The following is a 21,725-nucleotide window of genomic DNA, read 5'->3' on the forward strand; positions in this document are numbered from 1 at the left end:
GGACGGTCTCCGCAATGAAGGGAAAGTGGCGGCGGGGGAAACACGGGGCGGACACCACCTGGTCCCTACAGCTATCTGGCCCGTCCGCCCCGATACCTGACCCGCTCGCCGCGCTGTCCGGCCCGTCCGCCCCGCGCTTCTGGTCGGCGCCCGCGCTCAGTCCTCGGCGCCGTTGTCCTCCAGGTCGCCCTCGGTCTCCAGGAACACCTGCCGCAGCGCGTCCAGGACCGCCGGGTCCGGCTTCTCCCACATCCCGCGCGACTCGGCCTCCAGCAGCCGCTCGGCGATCCCGTGCAGCGCCCAGGGGTTGGCCTCCTGGAGGAACTGCCGGTTCTCCGGATCCAGTACGTACGTCTCCGTCAGCTTGTCGTACATCCAGTCGGCCACCACGCCGGTCGTCGCGTCGTACCCGAAGAGGTAGTCGACGGTCGCGGCCAGCTCGAACGCGCCCTTGTAGCCGTGGCGGCGCATCGCCTCGATCCAGCGCGGGTTGACCACCCGGGCGCGGAAGACCCGCGAGGTCTCCTCGACCAACGTGCGCGTACGGACCGTCTCGGGGCGGGTCGAGTCGCCGATGTACGCCTCAGGGGCCGTGCCCTTGAGCGCGCGCACCGTGGCCACCATCCCGCCGTGGTATTGGAAGTAGTCGTCCGAGTCCGCGATGTCGTGCTCGCGGGTGTCCGTGTTCTTGGCGGCGACCGCGATGCGCTTGTACGCGGTCTCCATCTCGCCGCGCGCCGGGCGGCCGTCCAGCTCGCGGCCGTACGCGTACCCGCCCCAGACCGTGTAGACCTCGGCGAGGTCCGCGTCCGTACGCCAGTCGCGGCTGTCGATGAGCTGGAGGATCCCCGCCCCGTACGTACCGGGCCGGGAGCCGAAGATACGGGTGGTGGCGCGCCGTTCGTCGCCGTGTTCGGCCAGGTCGGCCTGGGCGTGGGCGCGGATGAAGTTCATGTCGTCCGGCTCGTCCAGCGAGGCGGCGAGCCGGACCGCGTCGTCCAGCAGCCCGATCGCGTGCGGGAAGGCGTCGCGGAAGAAGCCGCTGATACGGAGGGTGACGTCGATGCGGGGGCGGCCCAGCTCGGCGGCGGGTATCGGCTCGATGCCCGTGACGCGGCGGGACGCGTCGTCCCAGACGGGCCGGATGCCGAGCAGCGCGAGGGCCTCCGCGATGTCGTCGCCCGAGGTGCGCATCGCGCTCGTACCCCAGAGGGACAGCCCGACGGAGGTGGGCCAGTCGCCGTTGTCGGTGCGGTACCGCTCCAGCAGGGAGTCCGCGAGCGCCTGGCCGGTCTCCCAGGCGAGGCGGGACGGGACGGCCTTCGGGTCGACGGAGTAGAAGTTACGGCCGGTCGGCAGGACGTTGACCAGGCCGCGCAGCGGAGACCCGGACGGCCCGGCCGGGACGAACCCGCCGTCCAGCGCGTGCAGGACGTGATCGATCTCGTCGGTGGTGCCGGCCAGGCGCGGGACGACCTCGCGGGCGGCGAAGCCGAGGATGTCCGCGACGGCTTGGCCGTGGCCGGCGGCGATACGGGGCGCGGCGGCCGGGTCCCAGCCGGCGTCCTCCATCGCCTGCACGAGCGCGCGGGCCTGTTCCTCGGCCTCGTCGGCGGTGGTGCGGGTGGCGGCGGACTCGTCCAGGCCGAGGGCCTCGCGCAGGCCCGGCAGGGACGACGTACCGCCCCAGATCTGGCGGGCGCGCAGGATGGCCAGGACCAGGTTGACGCGCGCGGCCCCGGCGGGCGCCCCGCCGAGGACGTGCAGGCCGTCGCGGATCTGCGCGTCCTTGATCTCGCAGAGCCAGCCGTCGAGATGGAGGATGAACTCGTCAAAACCCTCGTCCTCCGGGCGGTCCGCCACCCCCAGGTCGTGGTCGAGCTTGGCCGCCTGGATCAGCGTCCAGATCTGGGCGCGGATCGCGGGCAGCTTGGCCGGGTCCATGGAGGCGATCGCCGCGTGCTCGTCCAGGAGCTGCTCCAGCCGGGCGATGTCGCCGTACGACTCGGCACGCGCCATCGGCGGCACCAGGTGGTCCACGAGCGTGGCGTGGACGCGCCGCTTGGCCTGGGTGCCCTCGCCCGGGTCGTTGACCAGGAAGGGGTAGATCAACGGCAGGTCGCCGAGGGCCGCGTCGGGCGCGCAGGAGGCGGACAGGCCCGCGTTCTTGCCGGGCAGCCACTCCAGGTTGCCGTGCTTGCCGAGGTGGATCATGGCGTCGGCGCCGAAGCCGCCGTCCTCACGGGTGGCCTGGATCCAGCGGTACGCGGCCAGGTAGTGGTGCGAGGGCGGCAGGTCGGGGTCGTGGTAGATCGCGATGGGGTTCTCGCCGAAGCCGCGCGGCGGCTGGATGAGGATCAGCAGGTTCCCGCGCCGCAGCGCCGCGAGGACGATGTCCCCGTCGGGGTCGCCGCCCGAGCCCGCGCGGCTCTTGTCGAGGAACATCTCGCCGGGCGCCGGGCCCCAGTGCCGCTCGACCGCTTCCCGCAGGTCGGCGGGGAGCTGCCCGAACCACCGCCGGTAGTCGGCGGCGGGTATCCGGACCGGGTTGCGGGCCAACTGCTCGTCGGTGAGCCACTCCTGGTCGTGGCCGCCGGCCTCGATCAGGGCGTAGATCAACTCGTCGCCGTCGCCGGACTCCAGGCCGGGGACCTCTTCGTCGCCGAAGTCGTACCCCTCCTCGCGCAGGCGGCGCAGCAGGGCGACGGCGCTCGCGGGGGTGTCGAGCCCGACCGCGTTCCCGATCCGCGAGTGCTTCGTCGGGTAGGCGGAGAGCACCAGGGCGAGGCGCTTGTCCTGGCTCGCGATGTGGCGCAGACGCCCGTGCCGTACGGCGATCCCCGCGACGCGCGCCGACCGCTCGGGGTCCGCGACGTACGACGGGAGGCCGTCCTCGTCGATCTCCTTGAACGAGAACGGGACGGTGATGAGCCGGCCGTCGAACTCCGGCACCGCGACCTGCGACGCGGCGTCCAGCGGCGACAGCCCCTCGTCGCTCTCCTCCCAGGCGGCGCGGCTGCTGGTGAGGCAGAGGGCCTGGAGGATCGGCACGTCCAGGGCGGCGAGCGCGCCCGCGTCCCAGGACTCGTCGTCCCCGCCGGCCGAGGCCTCGGCCGGCCGGGTGCCCCCGGCGGCCAGCACGGTGGTGACGATCACGTCGACCCCGCCCAGCGCTTGGAGCAACTCGGGCTCGGGGGCACGCAGGGAGGCGACGAAGATCGGCACGGCCCGCCCGCCCGCGTCCTCGACGGCCTCGCACAGCGTGTCGATGAAGGCAGTGTTGCCGCTCAGGTGGTGGGCGCGGTAGTAGAGCACGGCGACAACCGGCTGCCGGCCGAGGGCGTCCAGCGTCTCCACCCGGCGGTGGACCCGCCCCCAGGTCGGCGCGGGCTCGGGCGGCTCGAAGCCGTGCCCCGTCAGCAGGACCGTGTCGGAGAGGAACCGCGCCAGCTGGTCGAGGTTGGCGGGCCCGCCGTGCGCCAGGTACGCGTGCGCCTCGGCGGCTATGCCGATGGGGACGGTGGAGGCCTCCATCAGCTGCGCGTCGGGGGCCTGTTCGCCGGTGAGGACGACGAGGGGCCGGTCGTGGGCGAGGAGGAGGTCGATCCCCTCCTGCCAGGCACGCAGCCCGCCGAGGAGCCGCACGACGACGAGGTCGGCGCCGTCCAGCAGCGCGGGCAGGTCGTCCGGCGCGAGCCGGGCCGGGTTCGCGTACCGGAACGGGACCGGGCCGCCCGCCCCGTTGGCGGCGCGGGCGCTGAGCAGGTCGGTGTCGGAGGTCGACAGGAGCAGGATCATGCGGCGTCTGGCCTTCCTCGGGGTCCGCGCCCCGGGCGGTGGGAGGACGGCGGGAGTTCCTGACTCACCCGGCTGCTGCCGGGCTCACAGTGGCGGGACCGCGCCGGATTCGCACCGGGCTTCCTCCCCTGACGCCGTCGCTGACGGTGGCGGACCTGGCGGCCCGCCGTCTGCATACGTCTGCATAGTAGGTGGTGCAGGTCAGGGCCGGGAGGGCGCCTGAACGAGCGCCGCGGCGGCGGGGCGGCGGCGAGCCCTGCGGGCGGGGCCGGACGCCGGGCACGTGGGTATGCTCGCCGCCATGCCGCCCACCTCGCCAACACCCGTGAACCGGGACGAAGCTCCCGTGCGGGAGCGCGGTGACGCCTGCCCCGGCGCGCTCCGGCTGCACGCCGCCGACGACGGTCGGCTGGCGCGACTGCGCCTGCCCGCAGGGGTGTTGACGTACCACCAGGCGGAGGTGCTGGAGTCCGCGGCGGAGCGCCTGGGCGACGGACACCTGGACATCACCTCGCGGGGCAACATCCAGCTGCGGGGGCTGGGCGAGAGCTGTGGCGGGCAGCTCGCGCGGGTGCTGTACGACGCCGGACTGCTGCCGTCCGAGGCGCACGAGCGGATACGGAACATCGTCGCCTCGCCCCTGGCCGGGCTGGACAGCCGGGGGTCGGGGAGGGACCAGGACCAGGGCCGATCCTCTTCGCACTCTGTGCAGTTGTGGTCGAAGGAACTGGACGAGCTGCTGTGCGCGAGCGCGACCGCGACAGCCCTCTCCGGACGTTTTCTCTTCGCGCTGGACGACGGCCGGGGCGATGTGGCCGCCTTGGGCGCTGATGTGACCTTGCTCGCACAACGCTACGGCAACCCCACCCTGCACATCCAGACAAATCCGTCAGGCTGGCGAGTGTCCGCCACCGACGCGGCCCGGGCGGCGTTCGTGACGGCGGAGACCTTCCTCACCGTCGCGGCGGCGGGCGGCTCGGGCGCCTGGCGCGTACGGGAACTGCCCGCCGGCCACGGCCTGGAGGCGGCGGTGACCACGCGGCTGGCGGAGGCGGGGATCGCGGCCGAGCGCGAACCGGCGGCGGATCGGGAACCCGGGCCTACGGCCGGCCCCCCGGCACCCGGAGCGGTCCGCTCCCCCGACGGGACGGTGGCGCTGTCCGTCCAGGCCCCGCTGGGCCGGCTGAGCGCGGCCCAGTGGCGGATACTCCGGACGGCGGCGGCGAAGGCCGCGGCAACGGCGGACGCGGGCGGGGCCGGAACCACGCCGTACGGGACCCTCCGCGTGACCCCCTGGCGCGGCGTGATCGTGCCCGGCCTCGCCCCGGACACCGCCGACGACCTGCTCGACCGCCTCCGTACCGCCGGACTGGTCACCGCCCCCGACTCCCCCTGGCACGGCGTCAGCGCCTGCACCGGCCGCCCGGGGTGCGCCAAGGCCCTCTCCGACGTACGGGCGGACGCGGCCCGCGCCCTGCGCCCGCCCGGAAGGCAACTGCCCTCACCGCCACCCCCCGGCCTGCCCGTCCACTGGTCCGGCTGCGCCCGCCGCTGCGGCCACCCCCAGGGCACCTCCTGGGTCGACGTCGTCGCGACGGGTGAGGGCACCTACGACGTCTCCGTCGACGGAGACGCCCGTACGACCGCGGCGGGACGAAGAGCGGGACAGGCAGCGGGACAGGAACTCGCCGACGCGGTCGCGGCGGCACGGACGACGACCCCCACCATGACGAGATGAGCGAGACCCCAGTGTCCACAGCGTTCGACTACGAGAAGGACGGCCCGGCGATATACCGGCAGTCCTTCGCCATGATCCGCGCCGAGGCGGACCTCACCGGGCTGCCCGCCGACGTCTCCCAGGTCGCGGTCCGGATGATCCACGCCTGCGGGATGGTCGACCTCGTGCGCGACCTCGCCTTCACCCCCGGTGTGGTGGCCCGCGCCCGCGAGGCCCTCCGCGCGGGCGCGCCGATCCTGTGCGACGTCGCCATGGTCGCCAGCGGCGTCACCCGGAAGCGCCTGCCCGCGGACAACGAGGTCGTCTGCACCCTGTCCGACCCGTCCGTGCCCGGCCTGGCCGCCGCGTTGGGGACCACCCGCAGCGCGGCGGCCCTGGAGCTGTGGCGGGACCGCATGGAGGGCGCGGTGGTGGCCGTCGGCAACGCCCCGACCGCGCTGTTCCGGCTGCTGGAGATGATCGAGGAGGGCGCGCCGCGCCCGGCCGCCGTCATCGGCGTGCCGGTCGGTTTTGTCGGCGCGGCCGAGTCCAAGGACGCGCTCGCCGCCCATCCCTCCGGGCTGGAACACCTGGTCGTACGGGGCCGGCGCGGCGGCAGCGCGATAGCGGCGGCGGCCGTCAACGCGATCGCGAGCGAGGAAGAATAGTGAGCGAGAACAGCGTCCCCGGCACGCCCCCCACCGACACCAGCACCGCCCCTACGTCCGGCACGTCCGGCACGTCCGGCACCGGCCGCCTCTACGGAGTCGGCCTGGGCCCCGGCGACCCGTCCCTGATGACCGTACGAGCCGTGCGGATCATCGCCGAGGCCGACGTGATCGCCTATCACAGCGCCCGCCACGGCCGGTCCATCGCACGGTCCATCGCGGCCGAGCACCTACGTCCCGACCACATCGAAGAACCGCTGGTCTACCCGGTCACCACCGGCACCACCGACCATCCCGGCGGCTACCAGGGCGCCATGGACGACTTCTACGCCGAGTCCGCCGCCCGCCTCGCCGTCCACCTGGACGCCGGACGCACCGTCGCCGTCCTCGCCGAGGGAGACCCGCTCTTCTACGGCTCGTACATGCACATGCACAAGCGGCTCGCCCACCGGTATCCCACGGAGGTCGTCCCCGGCGTCACGTCGGTCAGCGCCGCCGCGGCCCGCCTCGGCACCCCGCTGGTCGAGGGCGAGGAAGTCCTGACGATCCTGCCGGGCACCCTCCCGGAGGAGGAGTTGACCGCCCGGCTGGCCTCGGCCGACTCCGCCGTCGTCATGAAGCTGGGCCGGACGTACCCCACCGTGCGGCGGGCGATCGAACGCTCGGGCCGGCTCGCGGACGCGCGGTACGTCGAGCGGGCCACGATGGCCGGCGAACGCACCGGCGCGCTCGCCGACATCGACCCGGACTCGGTGCCGTACTTCTCGGTGGCCGTGCTGCCGAGCCGTATCGACGCGGTTCCCGTGCCCGGCGCCCGGGGTGAGGTCGTGGTGGTCGGGACAGGCCCGGCGGGGCCGCTGTGGCTGACGCCCGAGGCGCGCGGCGAACTGGCCGCCGCCCAGGACCTCGTGGGCTACACCACGTACCTGGACCGGGTTCCGGTGCGGCCGGGGCAGCGCCGCCACCCCTCCGACAACAAGGTGGAGTCCGAACGGGCCGAGTTCGCCCTCGACCTGGCGCGGCGCGGACGCCGCGTGGCGGTGGTGTCGTCCGGCGACCCCGGGGTCTTCGCGATGGCCACGGCCGTACTGGAAGTGGCGTCCAAGGACCCGTACCGAGAGGTGCCCGTACGGGTGCTGCCCGGCCTGACGGCCGCGAACGCCGCCGCGTCACGCGCGGGCGCTCCGCTGGGCCACGACTACGCCGTGATCTCCCTCTCCGACCGGCTCAAGCCGTGGGAGGTGATCGCCGAACGGCTGCACGCGGCGGCGGCGGCCGATCTGGTGCTGGCGCTCTACAACCCCGGTTCGCGCAGCCGCACCTGGCAGGTCGGCAAGGCACGCGAACTGCTCCTGGAACACCGCGCCCCGGACACACCCGTCGTCCTAGGACGCGATGTCGGCGGTCCTGAGGAGAGCGTACGGATCGTACGGCTCGCCGAACTCGACCCGGCGCAGGTCGACATGCGGACGATCCTGCTGGTCGGCTCGACGCAGACGGTGACGGTACGGCGGGGCGAGGGGGACGGCGAGCAGATCGTGTGGACGCCGAGGCGGTATCCGGAGGGCTGAGGGGCTCGGCGGTGTCCGGAGGGCTGAGGGCGCGGCTGGGCGGTCCCGTCGGCGCTGTTCGCGGTGACAAGGCGCCAGGCGTGGTGGCGGGTCACCGGGCGGCGGAGGCAGGTCACCGGGCGTGGTGGCGTGTCGCCAGGTGCGGTGACGAGCCGCTGTCGGCGGAGCCGGGCCGCCCGCCGAGGTGACGCGTCGCGGTACGCGAGGCCGACCACCGGCCGAGGTGACGCCTCGCACGCGGCGGCGGCCACCGGCCGAGATCTCGCCGTTCGTGGGCCGGGCCGCACGGTCGCAGGACGGTCACCGACGCCGGACGGGCCGCCGGCCCCGCTGCGGGGCCCTTACGCGTGAACGTCCAGCCACGCCAGGGCCTCGGCCGGGGTCGCCACCTCGGTCACCCCCTCCGGGACCGGCGGGCGCCGGACGACCACCACCGGAAGACCGGCCTCCCGGGCGGCGGTCAGCTTGGGCGCGGTGGCCTCGCCGCCGCTGTCCTTCGTCACGACGACGTCGATCGTGTGCCGCCGGAGCACCTCGCGCTCGCCGTCGAGGGTGAACGGGCCACGGTCCAGCAGGGTTTCCATGCGTACGGGGTACGGCGGTTCCGGCGCGTCCACGGACCTGACGAGGAACCACATCGCGCCGCCCCGGCCCGCGAACGCCGACAGACCCGTCCGCCCCGTGGTGAGGAAGACCCGGCGCGCGCGCAGGACGGTGAGTGCGTCCGCCGCCTCCTCCAGCGAGCCGACGCCGTGCCAGTTGTCGCCGCCGGCAGGGGTCCAGGAGGGCCTGCGGAGGGCCAGCAGGGGTACGTCCGCTGCGGCGGCGGCGCGGGCCGCGTTGAAGCTGATCGTGGCGGCGAAGGGGTGGGTGGCGTCGATCAGCGCGGTCACCCGGTGGGCGCGCAGCCAGTCTGCCAGCCCCTCAGGGCCGCCGAACCCGCCGATCCGCACCTCGCCGGGAGGCAGCGTCGGCCGCGCGACCCGGCCCGCGAGGGATGTGGTGACACGCGGGCCGCCGTGGGGCCGGGCGTCGAGCGCCTCGGCGAGACGGCGGGCCTCGGTGGTCCCGCCCAGGATCAGCAGGTGGGACGACGGCAACGGCTCTTCCGACAACGGCTCTTCTGTGGATGCCATCACGCCTCGGCGTGCAACGGGGCGTGGTTGGCCTTGAAGAGGCGCTCGCCGGCGACCCGGAGGGTGAGGTTCCGCAGGGGCGTGGGCAGGTTGCGGGCCTTGTCGCGGCGCTGGTTCTGGCTGAGGACCCAGCGCACGCGGTCGGCCCGCCGCGCCTGGTAGGCGGCGAGTACGTCCCCGATGTCCTTCCGAGGGGCCGTCCCCGCCCTCGCCGCCTCGCCCAGCAACTCCGCCAGGACAAGCACGTCTTCGAGCGCCATCGCGCCGCCCTGGGCCATGCTCGGTGAGCACGCGTGTGCCGCGTCGCCGACCAGCACCGCGTGGGGCCGCGCCCAGTCCGTGTCGTCGATCTCCGACAGGGGCGCGAAGTACGCGTCGGCGCCCTGCTCCAGCAGGTACGGAACGGGCCCGGCGAAGTCGGCGAACAGCGTGCGCCAGTCCCCGGCGGGGGCCACGGGCTCCGCGCTGTTGACGTCCGCGTAGCAGTACAGGCGCCCGTCGCCCAGCGGGACGGTCAGGAACGTACGGCCCCCGCTGCCCAGCCGCGCCGTCCAGTCGGTGATCGGCGGGGCGGCGGGGTCCTCGCGCGCGAGGAACCGCCAGCAGATCTGGCCCAGGAAGCGCGGCTCGGCGCCCCGGAACGCGCTACGACGGACGGCGGACCCGGCCCCGTCGGCGCCCACGACCACGTCGTACGTCTCCGACGAGCCCTCGGCGAAGGTGACCGTACCGGCGTCGTCCACGGACGCGACGCCGGTGCCCAGCCGCACCACAGCGTCGCCGACCGCCGAGCGGAGAAGGTCGTGCAGGCCGGCGCGGCTGATCGCCAGGCAGTCGCCGACGCCGCCCCAGATCGCGCGGACGGGGAAGTCCGCCAGGGCGCGGCCCCGGTGGTCGAGCATCCGCTGGCGGGTCACCGGGTGGGCGCGCCGGGCCAGTTCCGCACCGAGCCCCAGGCGCTCCAGGGCGCGTACGGCGTTGGCGGGGAGGTACAGGCCGGCGCCGGTCGTCCGCCAGTCGGGGTCGCGTTCGACCACCTCGGCGTCGAGGCCCCGGTCGCGCAGGGCGCGCACGAGGGCCAGCCCGGCTATCCCGGCGCCGACGACAAGTGTGCGGGGCTGCTTCATGACCACATCCTTAGGAGGAGCTGTTCCTCACGATCGGCAGACCCTCGTGCCCGTCGTCGCGTCCGTCGTCGTCGCGGTCCCGCGCGGCCGAGTACAGGTGGCTGTCGCGGAACGTCTCCGCCGCCAGCGTCCGGCCCACCAGGATCACGGCGGTCCTGACCACGCCCGCCGCCTTCACCTGGCCGGCGATGTCGGCGAGCGTGCCGCGCAGGACCAGTTCGTCCGGCCGGCTGGCCATCGCCACGACGGCCGCCGGGCACTCCGGCCCGTAGTGCGGCAGCAGTTCCTCCACGACGCGGTCGACGTACCGGGCGGCCAGGTGCAGCACCAGGAGCGCCCCGCTGCGCCCCAGGGTCGCCAGGTCCTCGCCCTCCGGCATCGGGGTGGCCCGCTGGGCGACGCGCGTCAGGATCACCGTCTGGCCGACCGTCGGCACGGTCAGCTCGCGCTTGAGCGCGGCGGCGGCCGCCGCGAAGGCCGGGACGCCGGGCACCACGTCGTACGGCACCCCCGCCGCGTCCAGGCGCCGCATCTGTTCGGCGACCGCGCTGAAGACGGACGGGTCGCCGGAGTGCAGCCGGGCGACGTCGTGGCCCTCCGCGTGTGCGCGCACGAGTTCGGCCGTGATGCCGTCGAGGTCCATGCGGGCCGTGTCGACCAGACGCGCGTCCGGCGGGCACGAGGCGAGCAGTTCACGCGGGACGAGACTGCCCGCGTACAGGCACACGCGGCACTCCGCGAGGCGGCGGGCGCCGCGCACCGTGATCAGGTCGGCGGCGCCGGGCCCGGCGCCGATGAAGTACACGGTCAACGTTCTTCTCCAGACTCAGCGGATTCAGCGGACTCGACGGACCCGGCGGGAGCGGCGGACCCGGCGGACTCCCCGCGCCCGTCCTTGGTGACGGCCCACTGCGTGACCGGCATCGCCTGGCGCCACCCCGTGAACCCGCCCACCGGCACGGCGTGCGCCACCGCCAGCCGTACCAGCTCGCCGCCGAAGCGCCCGTACCACCGCGCCAGCAGCGCCTCGGACTCCAGCGTCACGGTGTTCGCGACCAGCCGCCCACCGACCGGGAGGGCGGCCCAGCAGGCGTCGAGCAGTCCGGGGGCGGTGAGGCCGCCGCCGACGAACACCGCGTCGGGCACCGGCAGTCCCGCCAGCGCGGCGGGTGCGGCGCCGGTCACGACCGTCAGAGCCGGCACTCCGAGGGTGTGCGCGTTGCGGCCGATGCGCGCGGCCCGGACGGGGTCGCGCTCCACGGACACGGCGCGGCAGGAGCGGTGCGTCCGCATCCACTCGACGGCGATCGACCCGGACCCGCCGCCGATGTCCCACAGCAGCTCGCCGGGCGCGGGTGCCAGCGCGCCGAGGGTGGCCGCGCGTACATGCCGTTTGGTCAGCTGGCCGTCGTGTTCGTATGAATGATCAGGAAGGCCTGGTACGGCTCCGATACGCGGCGCGTCCGCGTCGCGCCGGCACTCCACCGCGACGACGTTGAGCGGGTCGCCGGCCGGTTCCGCCCAGTCGTGCGCGGTGCCCACGGTGCGGCGTTCCCGGTCGGCGCCGAGCTGTTCCAGGACGTGCAGACGGCTGGGCCCGTACCCGCGGTCGCGGAGCAGCGCGGCGATCTCGGCCGGGGTCGAGGCGCCGGCGCTGAGCACCAGGACACGGCGGCCGTCGTACAGCGCGGCGGCCAGTCGCGCGGCGGGGCGGCCGACGAGGGTGACGACCTCGGTGTCCTCCACCGGCCAGCCGAGCCGGGCGCACGCGTACGACACCGACGAGGGGTGGGGCAGGATCCGCAGGGCCGCCGCTCCCGCCTCCTCGGAGAGGGCGCGGCCGATGCCGTAGAACATCGGGTCACCACTGGCCAGCACGGAGATCCTGCGCCCCGCGTGTGCGGCGAGCAACCGGGGCACGGCGGGCCGCAGGGGCGAGGGCCAGGCGACCCGCTCGCCGCCGCACTCCTCGGGGAGGAGGTCCAACTGCCGTGGCCCGCCGATGAGTACGTCGGCGTCGCGCAGCGCGTCCTTGGACGCGACGGACAGCCCAGGCCACCCGTCGGCGCCGATCCCGACCACGCACACGGGGGGCGCGGGGGGCTCCGGCGGCGGGGAGGCGGGGGCTGCGGGGCTCACTACGGCACCTCTGAGCTGGGGGAAGACCGAACTCGCACTCTAGCGAAGTGGCCCTTGGGGGCCACGGGCACCCTGGGAGAGCGCGGCGCCGACCTGAACGGCCACCCGTTGTCCTCAATCGCCGGACGGGCTTGATCTCAGGCCCGGCGCCGTCGCCCGTACCGCGCGGGCCGTGCTGGACTACGTGTCGGCTCCGGAGACAGTCGGAGACGATCGCACACACGCGGTCGGTCTCGGCGACTGGCACGCGCGGGGCGGACGAGGGGAGCCGCATGACCACCACCCGGGTGCTGCTGATCGCACCGGCCCTGAGCACGGCGCTGCGCGAGGCGCGCTTCGGTGAGGCGGAGGGGGCGGGTGACGCTGGCTCGGGTACTGACGGCGGGCTCGACCCCGCCGGGCTGCGGCAGGCCGAAGCCGTACGGGAGAGCTTCCCCCGGACGTCCCGGCTCTACGTCTCCCCCACCCGCCGCTGCCGTACGACCGCCCGCGCCCTCGGCCTGGACGCCGGCACCGCGCCCCTCACCGGCCCCGCCCCCTGCGCGATGGGCCGCTGGCAGGGCCGCACCCTGGACGACGTGGCCGCGGCGGAGCCGGAAGCGGTGGCGGCCTGGCTGGCGGATCCCGGCGCCGCCCCGCACGGCGGGGAGTCCCTGAGGGTCCTGCTGACCCGCGTGGGCGAGTGGCTCGACGCGCTGCCGGACGCGCCGGCAGGCAGCGCGGCGGGCCAGGAGGACCACCGCGGGCGCGTCCTCGCCGTGGCCGAGCCCGACGTCGTCCGCGCCGCCACCGCGCACGCCCTCGGCGCACCCCCGGAGGCGTTCTGGCGGATCGACGTACGCCCCCTGTCCGCCGTCGAACTGAGCGGACGCGGCGGACGCTGGAACCTGCTCGCCGGCCGCCCACTGCACACCGGCTCGTAAAGACCAGGCCGCGAAGGAATCGGCCCCCGACACCACCGACGCCGGATTGTCAGACCCAGGTCCTACAGTGCGAGACATGGACATCGAAGCACCGCCGGTACGGATCGAGCCCTGGTCGGAGGACGACCTGGGCCTGCTCCGCGCCGCGAACGCGCCGGAGTTGATGCACCACCTCGGCGGCCCGGAGACCGAGGAGGCGCTCGTCAAGCGGCACGCGCGCTACGTGGCCCTGAGCGCGGACCGTACGGACAAGGGCCGGATGTTCCGCGTCGTGCTGCCGTCGTCGGGGGAGGCCGTCGGCACGATCGGGTTCTGGGAGCAGACCTGGCAGGGGGAGCAGGTGTACGAGTCGGGGTGGGCGGTGCTGCCCGCGTTCCAGGGGCGGGGCCTGGCCGTCGCCGCGACCAGGGCCGTGGTGGAGGCGGCGCGGGCCGCGAGGAAACACCGCTACCTGCACGCCTTCCCCTCCGTGGGGAATCCGCCGTCGAACGGGGTGTGCCGCAAGGCGGGCTTCGTCCTCCAGGGGGAGTGCGACTTCGAGTACCCGGTGGGACACCCCATGCGGTGCAACAACTGGCGGCTGGACCTGGAGGCGACAGACGCGCGGACGTAAACAGACGTGCGGACGTAAAGCGGCAAAAAGTCGCGCGTACGGCACCCGTACGCCCGCAATTGCCTGGCCCGTTCCCTCCCCCGGTGACATCCTGACGGCGTGAACGGACCCGAGATCCAGCTCAGCGTCGCCCCTGACCTGCACCTTTTTGTCGCGTCCGCCCGACGCCAGGGCCCCACGACCCTCGTCACCGACGGCTCGTCCACCCTGGGCCACGTCGTGGAGTCGCTCGGCATCCCGCTCACCGAGGCGGGCCCGGCGCTGGTGGACGGCCGGCCCGTGCCCTTCTCCCACATCCCCGCCGAGGGCGAGACCGTGGAGGTACGGGGCGTGGCCCGGCCGCAACAGGTGCCGGGAGCGCCCCTGCGCTTCCTGCTGGACGTCCATCTCGGGACCCTCGCCCGCCGCCTGCGGCTTCTGGGCATCGACGCGGCCTACGAGAGCGAGGACCTCGGGGACCCGGCCCTGGCCACGCTGTCGGCCACCGAGCGCCGGGTGATGCTCTCGCGGGACCGCGGACTCCTGCGGCGGCGCGAGATCTGGGCCGGGGCGTACGTCTACAGCGACCGCCCCCACGACCAACTCCGCGACGTGCTGGAGCGCTTCGCGCCCACGCTCACCCCGTGGACGCGCTGCACCGCCTGCAACGGCGTGCTCGGCCCGGCCGACAAGGAGGCCGTACGGGAACAGCTGGAGCGCGGCACGGAGCGTACGTACGACGTCTTCGCCCAGTGCGAGTCGTGCGAGCGCGTGTACTGGCGGGGTGCGCACCACACGCGGCTGGCGGCGATCGTCGAGGAGGCGGTCCGCGAGTTCGGACACCACGCGGCGGCGTGACGGGCCGGACCCACCTCGGACTCAGAAGATGTACGGGTCCCCGGTCGCCGGTGCCAGCACGCGGTGGTGGTTGTTCTCGGGGTTACGGTCGCTCGCGCCGCCGTTCCACGCGGTGTCGACGTCCACGACCACCTCGGCCGGGGAACCGGGCGCCAGGAGGTCGAGCGCGGTTCCGTGGGCCCGTCCGCCCGCGCGCAGTTCGCCCGTACGGCACAGCACCGTCCTGTCCCCGCCCCACAGGCAGGCCGGAGGCAACGACTGCCCGGGTGCCAGGGGGACCGAGAACTCCAGCCGTACGGTCGCGCCGGGCAGCCCGGACGGGCCGTGGTTGTCGGACCCGATCCAGACGTGCAGCTGCCCGTCCCACAACGACACCTGCCCGTGGTGGGCCAGATCGGCCTCGGGCGCGATCGGCGCGGGAGCACCGGCCGCCTCCGCCGTGCCCGGCGCGGGAGCGGAAGCCGGAGTGGGAGCGGGAGCGACCGCCGTACCGGAACCCGCGCCCATCACCACCGCCGTGACGGCGGACACCACGACCAGGAGCGACCTACGCATGACACTCATGCGGCGAACATAATCATCATCACACCGCGATCCTGACCAACCGTCAGCCCGGCGCGCCCCCGGTCACCCGCGTGGCAGCCCGCGCCCGCCCCCGTGGGGGCGGCCCACCACCCCCGCGAGGCGTTCGCGGCCCGCCTATCCTGGGGCTCTGTCGCTCACACGCACGAAGGGTTACGCCATGACCGCCCCGGAGACCACCCGCACCGCCGTCATCACCGGAGCGAGCAGCGGCATCGGCGCCGCGACCGCACGGCAGCTCGCCGCCGCCGGGTACCACGTCGTCGTCACGGCACGCCGCAAGGACCGCGTCGAGGCCCTCGCCGAGGAGATCACCGCCGCCGGGCACCGCGCCACGGCCCACACCCTCGACGTCACCGACCGCGCGGCCGTCGACGCCTTCGCCGCCGGCCTCGAAGGCCGGGGCTCGGTGGACGTACTCGTCAACAACGCCGGAGGCGCGCTCGGCGCCGACCCCGTGGCCACCGGGGACCCCGCCGAGTGGCGCCAGATGTTCGAGACGAACGTCATCGGCACGCTCCACGTGACCCAGGCCCTCCTGCCCGCGCTCACCGCGACCGGCGACGGCACGGTGGTCGTCCTCTCCTCCACCGCCGGCCACGGCACGTACGAGGGCGGCGCGGGCTACGTGGCCGCGAAGCACGGCGCGCACGTCCTCGCCGAGACCCTCCGTCTGGAGATCGTCGGCACACCGGTCCGGGTCATCGAGATCGCGCCCGGCATGGTCAAGACGGAGGGCTTCGCCACGACACGCTTCCACGGCGACGAGGAGAGGGCGGCGAAGGTGTACGCGGGCGTCGCGGAGCCCCTCACGGCGGACGACGTGGCGGACACGATCACGTGGGCCGTCACGCGCCCCAGCCACGTCAACATCGACCTCCTGGTGGTCCGCCCCCGCGCCCAGGCGTCGAACACGAAGGTCCACCGGGAGCTGTGAGGGCACGGGGGAAGGGCGGGCGACTGGGCCGGCTCCCTCTCTTCGACGGACGACCGGCCATCGCGGTCCTTGAGGTCGATCTCGGACTGCCGTGGGACGCCCCCGCGCACGGCGACCGGCCTGTCCTCCTCGGCGACCGTCCGGTCGACCGTCGCGGCACGGTGCTCGGCGACGCGGTCGCCCTCGACCACCGGACGGGGGCCGACCACGCGTCGACCAACGGGCTCGCCGACCTCCTGTGCTGGGGCGGCCACGCCAAGGCCGCGCACACGCGGTTCGGCGGAGAGCTGGTCCCTCCGCACGGCACAGGTCCACCCGATCACGCTCGAACGCGGTCGCGACGACCGGACGGTCCCGCGCTGGACCGTCCCGCCGTACGCCCCGGACGCCGGCAACGGCGACCGATCAGCGCCGCGCGGGGATCCACCGGTGGGTCGGCTCCGGCCACGTGACCCCGAGCCGACCCACCCGTTCAACCCTTCACGCAGATGACCTGCTTCAACTTCGCGATGACCTCGACCAGGTCCCGCTGCTGCTCGATCACCTGCTCGATCGGCTTGTACGCAGACGGAATCTCGTCCACGACGCCCGAATCCTTACGGCATTCCACGCCCCGCGTCTGGTCCTCCAGATCCTGTGCCGTGAACCGGCGCTTCGCCGCGTTGCGGCTCATTCGCCGGCCCGCCCCGTGCGACGCGGAGTTGAACGACGCCTTGTTTCCGAGTCCCTTGACGATGTACGAGCCGGTCCCCATCGACCCGGGAATGATGCCGAAGTCGCCGCTCCCGGCACGGATCGCACCCTTCCGTGTCACCAAAAGGTCCATTCCGTCGTAGCGCTCTTCGGACACATAGTTGTGGTGGCAGGAAATGACCTCTCCGAAGGCCACGTTCGCCTTCCTGAATTCGCGACGAATCACGTCCTGCGAGAGCGCCATCATGATCGCCCGGTTGTACTTCGCGTACTCCTGCGCCCAGAAGAGGTCGTTCCGGTATGCGGCCATCTGCGGTGTGTCCGCAACAAAGACCGCCAGGTCTCGATCGACCAGCCCCTGGTTGTGCGGCAGCTTGTGGGCCTGCTGGATGTGATAGTCCGCCAGTTCATTGCCGATGTTGCGGGAACCCGAGTGCAGCATGATCCAGACCGAGTTGTCCGTATTGAGGCAAAGTTCCCAAAAGTGGTTGCCCCCTCCAAGTGTCCCCATCTGCTTCGTCGCCCGTTCCTGACGGAACTTGACCGCTTCCGCGATTCCGTCGAACCGCCCCCAGAAGTCGTCCCACCGCGCCGCCGGGAACCCGTCCATCCCGACCGGGTCCACCGCCTCGTCGTGCATCCCCCGGCCGACCGGAATCGCCTGCTCGATCCTGGAGCGCAGGCGGGAGAGGTCGCCCGGGAGGTCGTTCGCCGTGAGGGACGTCTTCACCGCCGACATGCCGCAGCCGATGTCCACCCCCACCGCCGCCGGGCACACCGCGCCCTGCATCGCGATCACCGAGCCGACCGTCGCGCCCTTGCCGTAGTGCACGTCCGGCATCACGGCCAGGCCCCGCACCCACGGCAGTGTGGCGACATTGCGCAGCTGCTGCATCGCGATGTCCTCGACCGACGCCGGGTCCGTCCACATGCGGATCGGGACGTTCTCACCCGGTACCTCTACGTACGACATAATTCCTCGATCCCCCGAAAAGTCAGAAAGCGCAAAAACCGGAACCGCGGCAGTCAAAAGACCCACCCGACCAGCATCGACGGCGGCGCGTGCGATACACATTGTGTCCATCGACCGTCAGGCGGCGGCAAACTGTTTTCGTACGGCCTCCCGCCGGCCTCCCGCGCGCGACCACGTGCGGGGACCCGGGCGGGGACCCGTACGGGCCGCCCGTCCAGCACCCGCTCCACCACAAGCACCCCCTTCACAGCACCTCGTGCGGCAGCTCGTGCAGCACCTCGTACAGAACGGAGCCCGGGACCGTGCAGCGAAAAGCGCGAAAGGCGTACGTACCCGGCCTGGTGGCGCTCCTCGTGGCGGTGGCCGCCGGCTGTACCGGCGCCGGAGACGGCGGCGGTTCCCCGACCGACCCCAAGCCGGGCGGCCCCACCCCCGTCGCCTCGCCGGGCAAGTACCGCACGCTCCGCGAGCCCTGCGGATCCGTCCCGCTCGCCACGCTCCAGCAGCTGCTGCCCACCGCGCCCGGCCTGGCCGAGGAGCAGCAGGAGAAGATCTACCGGGGCACGGCCGCCGTGACGTACGACACGGACCGCCGCGTGGGGTGCAGCTGGAAGGCCGACTCCCCGGACGCCTCCCACCAGCTCGTCATCGACGTCGAGCGTGTGGTGTCGTACGACCCCGCCGTGAGCGACGACGACCGGGCGCAGGAGGTCTACGCGCGCAAGGAGACGGCGGCGGAGCTGCCCGCCCCCGGCAACGGCGACAGCAACGGCGACCCCGCCGGCTCCCCGTCCCCCGACGACACCTCGACGGACGGCACATCGCCGGACGACACCTCCACCGCCTCCGGCGCCACCACCCAGACCGTGTCCCCCTCGGCCACCACATCGCCCTCCGCCGGCGCGTCGGGGGCTTCCGGCGCACCCGGCACGCCTGGCGCGCCTGTTGAGGGATTGCAGCCGCGCGTCCTGGACGGTCTCGGTGACGCGGCCTTCCTGGACGACGCCGTCGCCCGGTCCGGTTCGGCCGCGCAGAACCGGACCGTGAGCGTGGTGTTCCGCACATCGAACGTGATCGTGACCCTCCAGTACACCGAGCAGCCGGCCCACCCCACCGACGTCCCCGACAGCGCGGAACTCCAGGAAAGGGCACGTGGCCTGGCCCGGAAGCTCGCCGACCAGATGAACGAGTAGCGGGTCCCGCGACCGGTCCGCGGGCCGCGCGGGTGACGGATGTCCTCCCGTTGCGGGGGCCATGGACGCGGCGCGGCGGTTACCGTGGCCGATCGGACCGTACGACCACCTGACCGCCACCGACCACCACCGGCCGCCGCCGACCGCCCCTGACCGACCCAAGGAACACTGAAGGAACCATGCGCCGATCAGCCTCGCGACTCACCCGCCTCCTCGCCTGCGCCGCCGTCCCGGTGATGCTCGTCGTCGCCGGCTGCTCGTCCGGCTCCGACGACAAGAGCGAAGCGGACACCTCCAGCGCCCCCGCTCCCAAGGCGTCCGCCACGGTCGAGCCCGCGAAGTACACCGGCCTGCCGGACTCGTGCGACACGATCAGCCGCGCGACGGTCAACTCGCTGGTGCCGAAGGCGAAGATCAAGGGCGGTTCGGCGGGGAAGTCGAGCGACATCTCCACCCGGAGCAGCTGCTCCTGGAACGGCCTGGACGACAACGGGGTCAAGGGGTCGCAGTACCGCTGGCTCGACGTGTCCCTCATGCGGTACGACTCCGACGTGACGCTCGGCGCAGGCGCGAAGCGCGCGGGCGCGCAGTTCACCAAGGAGGTCGCGGCGGCGACGTCCACGGAAGGCGCCAAGTCCGTCAAGGCGACCCCGTCGACCGACATCGGCGACCAGGCGAGCGTCGTCACGTACACGCTCAAGAAGACCGGCGAGGACTTCGCGTACGTGACGGTCGTGGCGCGTACGGAGAACGTCGTCGTCACCCTCACGTACAACGGCGCGGGCTACGCGGGCGCCAAGTCCCCGAGCAGCGCGGATCTGACGAAGGACGCCGTGTCGGCGGCCCAGGGTGTGGTGACGGAGGTCGCCACCGGGTCGGGTGACACGCCGGACGCCCCGGCGGGCGGCTCGGCGTCGAAGAAGGCCTCCCCGTCGGCGAGCGCCAAGTCCTAGGACGACACCACCCCCTACGGATGTTGTCCCTCCGATCCCGTCGCCCTAAAACGGTTTGACATCGTTTCGCGGTCGCTCCGCGTCGTTATCTCCCCATTTCCACGGAGCCCTGCCGTTACCGGACGGCCGGGCTCCACGCCACACGCCACGCCGTCCGCACACATGTGCCAGGCTGTGCCCCGCCAGAGGTCGAAGTCCCCGTGCGGTCCGTGTGATCGACGCGCCGGGGGTGTCGAACCACGGGGCCGAATTCGGGAGGGGATCGCGGGTGGCCGCGATGCAGCTGACACGCACGCACCGGATACTCATCGGGGTGGTGGTCGCCGGAGCGGTGGTCATCGCCGCGATCGGTTTCGCGGGGTCGTACGCCGCCGTGCGCGAACTCGCCGAGGAGAAGGGCTTCGGGAAGTTCTCACTGGTCTTCCCGATCGGCATCGACGCGGGCATCTGCGTCCTGCTCGCGCTCGACCTGCTCCTGACGTGGATCCGTATCCCCTTCCCGCTGCTCCGCCAGGCGGCCTGGATCCTGACGACGGCCACCATCGCCTTCAACGGCGCGGCGGCCTGGCCCGACCCGCTGGGTGTCGGGATGCACGCGGTGATCCCGCTGCTGTTCATCGTGGCCGTCGAGGCCGCGCGGCACGCCGTCGGCCGGATCGCCGACATCACGGCCGACAAGCACATGGAGGGCGTGCGGCTCACGCGCTGGCTGCTGTCCCCCGTACCGACGTTCATGCTGTGGCGCCGGATGAAGCTGTGGGAGCTGCGTTCGTACGAGCAGGTCATCAAGCTCGAACAGGACCGGCTCATCTACCAGTCACGTCTCCAGGCGCGCTTCGGGCGCGGCTGGAAGCGCAAGGCGCCGATCGAGTCGCTGATGCCGCTGCGGCTGGCGAAGTACGGGGTGCCGCTCGCGGACACCGCCCCGGCGGGGCTGGCGGCGGCCGGCATCGAGCCGATGCTGCTGCCGCCCGCGCCCCGGCCGGCGGAACTCCCGCAGGGGCAGGGCGAGATGGCGGCGGGTGTGGTGCAGGCCGGACCGCAGGCCCAACTGCCGCCCCAGGCGCAGCTTCCGCCTCAGGTCCAGCCCCAAGTCCAGCCGCAGGCACCGGCGCAGCTACAGGACCAGCTCCAGCAGCAGCCTCAAGCGCAGCTTCCCCACGCGCGGGCCCAGGCCCCACAGCAGCCCCAGGGACCGGTCCAGCAGCCGCAGCAAGCCCCGCAGGGCGATCCCCAGGGCCCGCAGGAGCACCCCGAGACCGTGGCCGCCCAGGTCGGCCAGGTCGAGCAGGTCGAGCAGGTCGGTCAGGTCGGTCAGGTCGAGCAGATCGACCAGGCCGAGCAGATGGCCGCCCCGGTCAGCCCGTGGTTCGCCGCCCCGCTGGTCCCGGACGGCGCGTACGAGGGCTCGTACAACCCGACCTACGCGGACGTGCCCGAGTCCCCGCAGGTGATGATCCCGTCAGGTCCCGGCCGCAGCCGCCCGCTCGGCGGCGTCCCCGGCCAACCGGTGGGCCCCGGCGCCCCGTTCGTCCAGGACACGGCGACGGACGACCTCCCCGACGCCATGGTCCAGGACCAGCGCGAGGAGCAGCAGCCCGCTCCCAGCCTCCCCGAGGGCATGAACCGCGAGGAGGCGTACTTCGCCGCCTTCCGGAAGTACGTCAGGGAGAACAACGAAATGCCCAACGCCCGGCAGTTCGCGGTCTACCTGATGGACCTGTACGGAATCCAGGGACGCAACGGCGGCCCGCTGAACGAGGGTTCGCTGAAGAAGTACCTCAACGAGTTCCCGTACCGCTTCCAGAAAGAGCTGGACGCGGAGCACATCGCCTGACCAGTTGACGTGTGAAGGGGGCCCTGCC

18 protein-coding genes and 1 riboswitch are annotated in these 21,725 nt (G+C 73.4%); of the genes, 11 read left to right on the plus strand and 7 right to left on the minus strand.

Annotated features, from left to right (window positions below; translation table 11 throughout):
- Positions 1 to 156 precede the first annotated feature (156 nt).
- Positions 157 to 3,798 carry a cobaltochelatase subunit CobN gene (gene cobN / locus OG349_RS15120; protein ID WP_327235099.1) on the minus strand — a complete coding sequence of 1,214 codons (3,642 nt, stop codon included), beginning with the start codon at positions 3,796 to 3,798 and terminating at the stop codon, positions 157 to 159.
- Between the two features lie 53 nt (positions 3,799 to 3,851).
- A riboswitch (cobalamin riboswitch) is annotated at positions 3,852 to 3,924 on the minus strand.
- 163 nt (positions 3,925 to 4,087) lie between these two features.
- Here cobN and OG349_RS15125 point away from each other — a divergent pair.
- The 3 genes from OG349_RS15125 (at position 4,088) to OG349_RS15135 (ending at position 7,754) form a co-directional block, all read left to right on the plus strand.
- Entirely contained in the window at positions 4,088 to 5,536 is a 1,449-nt protein-coding gene (locus tag OG349_RS15125; RefSeq protein ID WP_442806385.1) for a cobalamin biosynthesis protein CobG, read from the plus strand.
- Positions 5,533 to 6,183 carry a precorrin-8X methylmutase gene (locus tag OG349_RS15130; protein ID WP_327235101.1) on the plus strand — a complete coding sequence of 217 codons (651 nt, stop codon included), beginning with the start codon at positions 5,533 to 5,535 and terminating at the stop codon, positions 6,181 to 6,183. The genes OG349_RS15125 and OG349_RS15130 overlap by 4 nt, the downstream gene beginning before the upstream one ends.
- 104 nt (positions 6,184 to 6,287) lie before the next feature.
- Complete coding sequence (locus tag OG349_RS15135) at positions 6,288 to 7,754, plus strand: precorrin-2 C(20)-methyltransferase (protein WP_442806386.1); 1,467 nt, start codon at positions 6,288 to 6,290, stop codon at positions 7,752 to 7,754.
- A 341-nt stretch (positions 7,755 to 8,095) separates the two neighbouring features.
- On the opposite strand, the gene OG349_RS15140 is transcribed toward OG349_RS15135, so the two are convergent.
- From OG349_RS15140 to cbiE, 4 genes are read right to left on the minus strand one after another with little or no spacing between them, the layout of a single operon-like run.
- Positions 8,096 to 8,890, minus strand: coding sequence for a cobalt-precorrin-6A reductase (locus OG349_RS15140; protein ID WP_327235103.1), 795 nt, complete (start codon positions 8,888 to 8,890; stop codon positions 8,096 to 8,098).
- Positions 8,890 to 10,017 carry an FAD-dependent monooxygenase gene (locus OG349_RS15145; protein ID WP_327235104.1) on the minus strand — a complete coding sequence of 376 codons (1,128 nt, stop codon included), beginning with the start codon at positions 10,015 to 10,017 and terminating at the stop codon, positions 8,890 to 8,892. Before OG349_RS15145 ends, OG349_RS15140 begins: the two co-directional genes overlap by 1 nt.
- 10 nt (positions 10,018 to 10,027) lie before the next feature.
- Positions 10,028 to 10,828, minus strand: a complete 801-nt coding sequence (gene cobM, locus OG349_RS15150; RefSeq protein WP_327235105.1) for a precorrin-4 C(11)-methyltransferase — start codon at positions 10,826 to 10,828, stop codon at positions 10,028 to 10,030.
- Entirely contained in the window at positions 10,825 to 12,156 is a 1,332-nt protein-coding gene (cbiE, locus tag OG349_RS15155; RefSeq protein ID WP_327235106.1) for a precorrin-6y C5,15-methyltransferase (decarboxylating) subunit CbiE, read from the minus strand. Before cbiE ends, cobM begins: the two co-directional genes overlap by 4 nt.
- 272 nt (positions 12,157 to 12,428) lie before the next feature.
- Here cbiE and OG349_RS15160 point away from each other — a divergent pair, with 272 nt between their 5' ends.
- From OG349_RS15160 to OG349_RS15170, 3 genes are all read left to right on the plus strand, one after another.
- Complete coding sequence (locus OG349_RS15160; RefSeq protein ID WP_327235107.1) at positions 12,429 to 13,079, plus strand: histidine phosphatase family protein; 651 nt, start codon at positions 12,429 to 12,431, stop codon at positions 13,077 to 13,079.
- 76 nt (positions 13,080 to 13,155) lie between these two features.
- A complete protein-coding gene (locus OG349_RS15165; RefSeq protein WP_327235108.1) occupies positions 13,156 to 13,692 on the plus strand; it encodes a GNAT family N-acetyltransferase in 537 nt (178 codons plus the stop codon).
- A 99-nt stretch (positions 13,693 to 13,791) separates the two neighbouring features.
- Positions 13,792 to 14,529, plus strand: a complete 738-nt coding sequence (locus OG349_RS15170) for a Mut7-C RNAse domain-containing protein (protein WP_327235109.1) — start codon at positions 13,792 to 13,794, stop codon at positions 14,527 to 14,529.
- 21 nt (positions 14,530 to 14,550) lie between these two features.
- Here OG349_RS15170 and OG349_RS15175 read toward each other — a convergent pair whose 3' ends face one another.
- Complete coding sequence (locus tag OG349_RS15175; protein WP_327235110.1) at positions 14,551 to 15,093, minus strand: hypothetical protein; 543 nt, start codon at positions 15,091 to 15,093, stop codon at positions 14,551 to 14,553.
- Positions 15,094 to 15,271: 178 nt separating this feature from the next.
- On the opposite strand from OG349_RS15175, the gene OG349_RS15180 reads away from it, so the two are divergent.
- Complete coding sequence (locus OG349_RS15180; protein WP_327235111.1) at positions 15,272 to 16,048, plus strand: SDR family NAD(P)-dependent oxidoreductase; 777 nt, start codon at positions 15,272 to 15,274, stop codon at positions 16,046 to 16,048.
- Positions 16,045 to 16,500 carry a hypothetical protein gene (locus OG349_RS15185; protein ID WP_327235112.1) on the plus strand — a complete coding sequence of 152 codons (456 nt, stop codon included), beginning with the start codon at positions 16,045 to 16,047 and terminating at the stop codon, positions 16,498 to 16,500. Before OG349_RS15180 ends, OG349_RS15185 begins: the two co-directional genes overlap by 4 nt.
- A gap of 20 nt (positions 16,501 to 16,520) precedes the next feature.
- Here OG349_RS15185 and OG349_RS15190 read toward each other — a convergent pair whose 3' ends face one another.
- Positions 16,521 to 17,714, minus strand: coding sequence for an RtcB family protein (locus tag OG349_RS15190; RefSeq protein WP_327238582.1), 1,194 nt, complete (start codon positions 17,712 to 17,714; stop codon positions 16,521 to 16,523).
- Positions 17,715 to 18,016: 302 nt separating this feature from the next.
- Here OG349_RS15190 and OG349_RS15195 point away from each other — a divergent pair, with 302 nt between their 5' ends.
- The 3 genes from OG349_RS15195 to OG349_RS15205 all read left to right on the plus strand — a co-directional run bounded on the left by OG349_RS15195 (position 18,017) and on the right by OG349_RS15205 (position 21,697).
- Entirely contained in the window at positions 18,017 to 18,907 is an 891-nt protein-coding gene (locus OG349_RS15195; RefSeq protein WP_327235113.1) for a DUF3558 domain-containing protein, read from the plus strand.
- 179 nt (positions 18,908 to 19,086) lie between these two features.
- Positions 19,087 to 19,860, plus strand: coding sequence for a DUF3558 domain-containing protein (locus OG349_RS15200; RefSeq protein ID WP_327235114.1), 774 nt, complete (start codon positions 19,087 to 19,089; stop codon positions 19,858 to 19,860).
- A gap of 268 nt (positions 19,861 to 20,128) precedes the next feature.
- Positions 20,129 to 21,697, plus strand: coding sequence for a DUF2637 domain-containing protein (locus tag OG349_RS15205; RefSeq protein ID WP_327235115.1), 1,569 nt, complete (start codon positions 20,129 to 20,131; stop codon positions 21,695 to 21,697).
- The last annotated feature ends 28 nt before the right edge of the window (positions 21,698 to 21,725 follow it).

It is taken from the genome of Streptomyces sp. NBC_01317 (assembly GCF_035961655.1).
Taxonomy (GTDB): Bacteria; Actinomycetota; Actinomycetes; order Streptomycetales; family Streptomycetaceae; genus Streptomyces.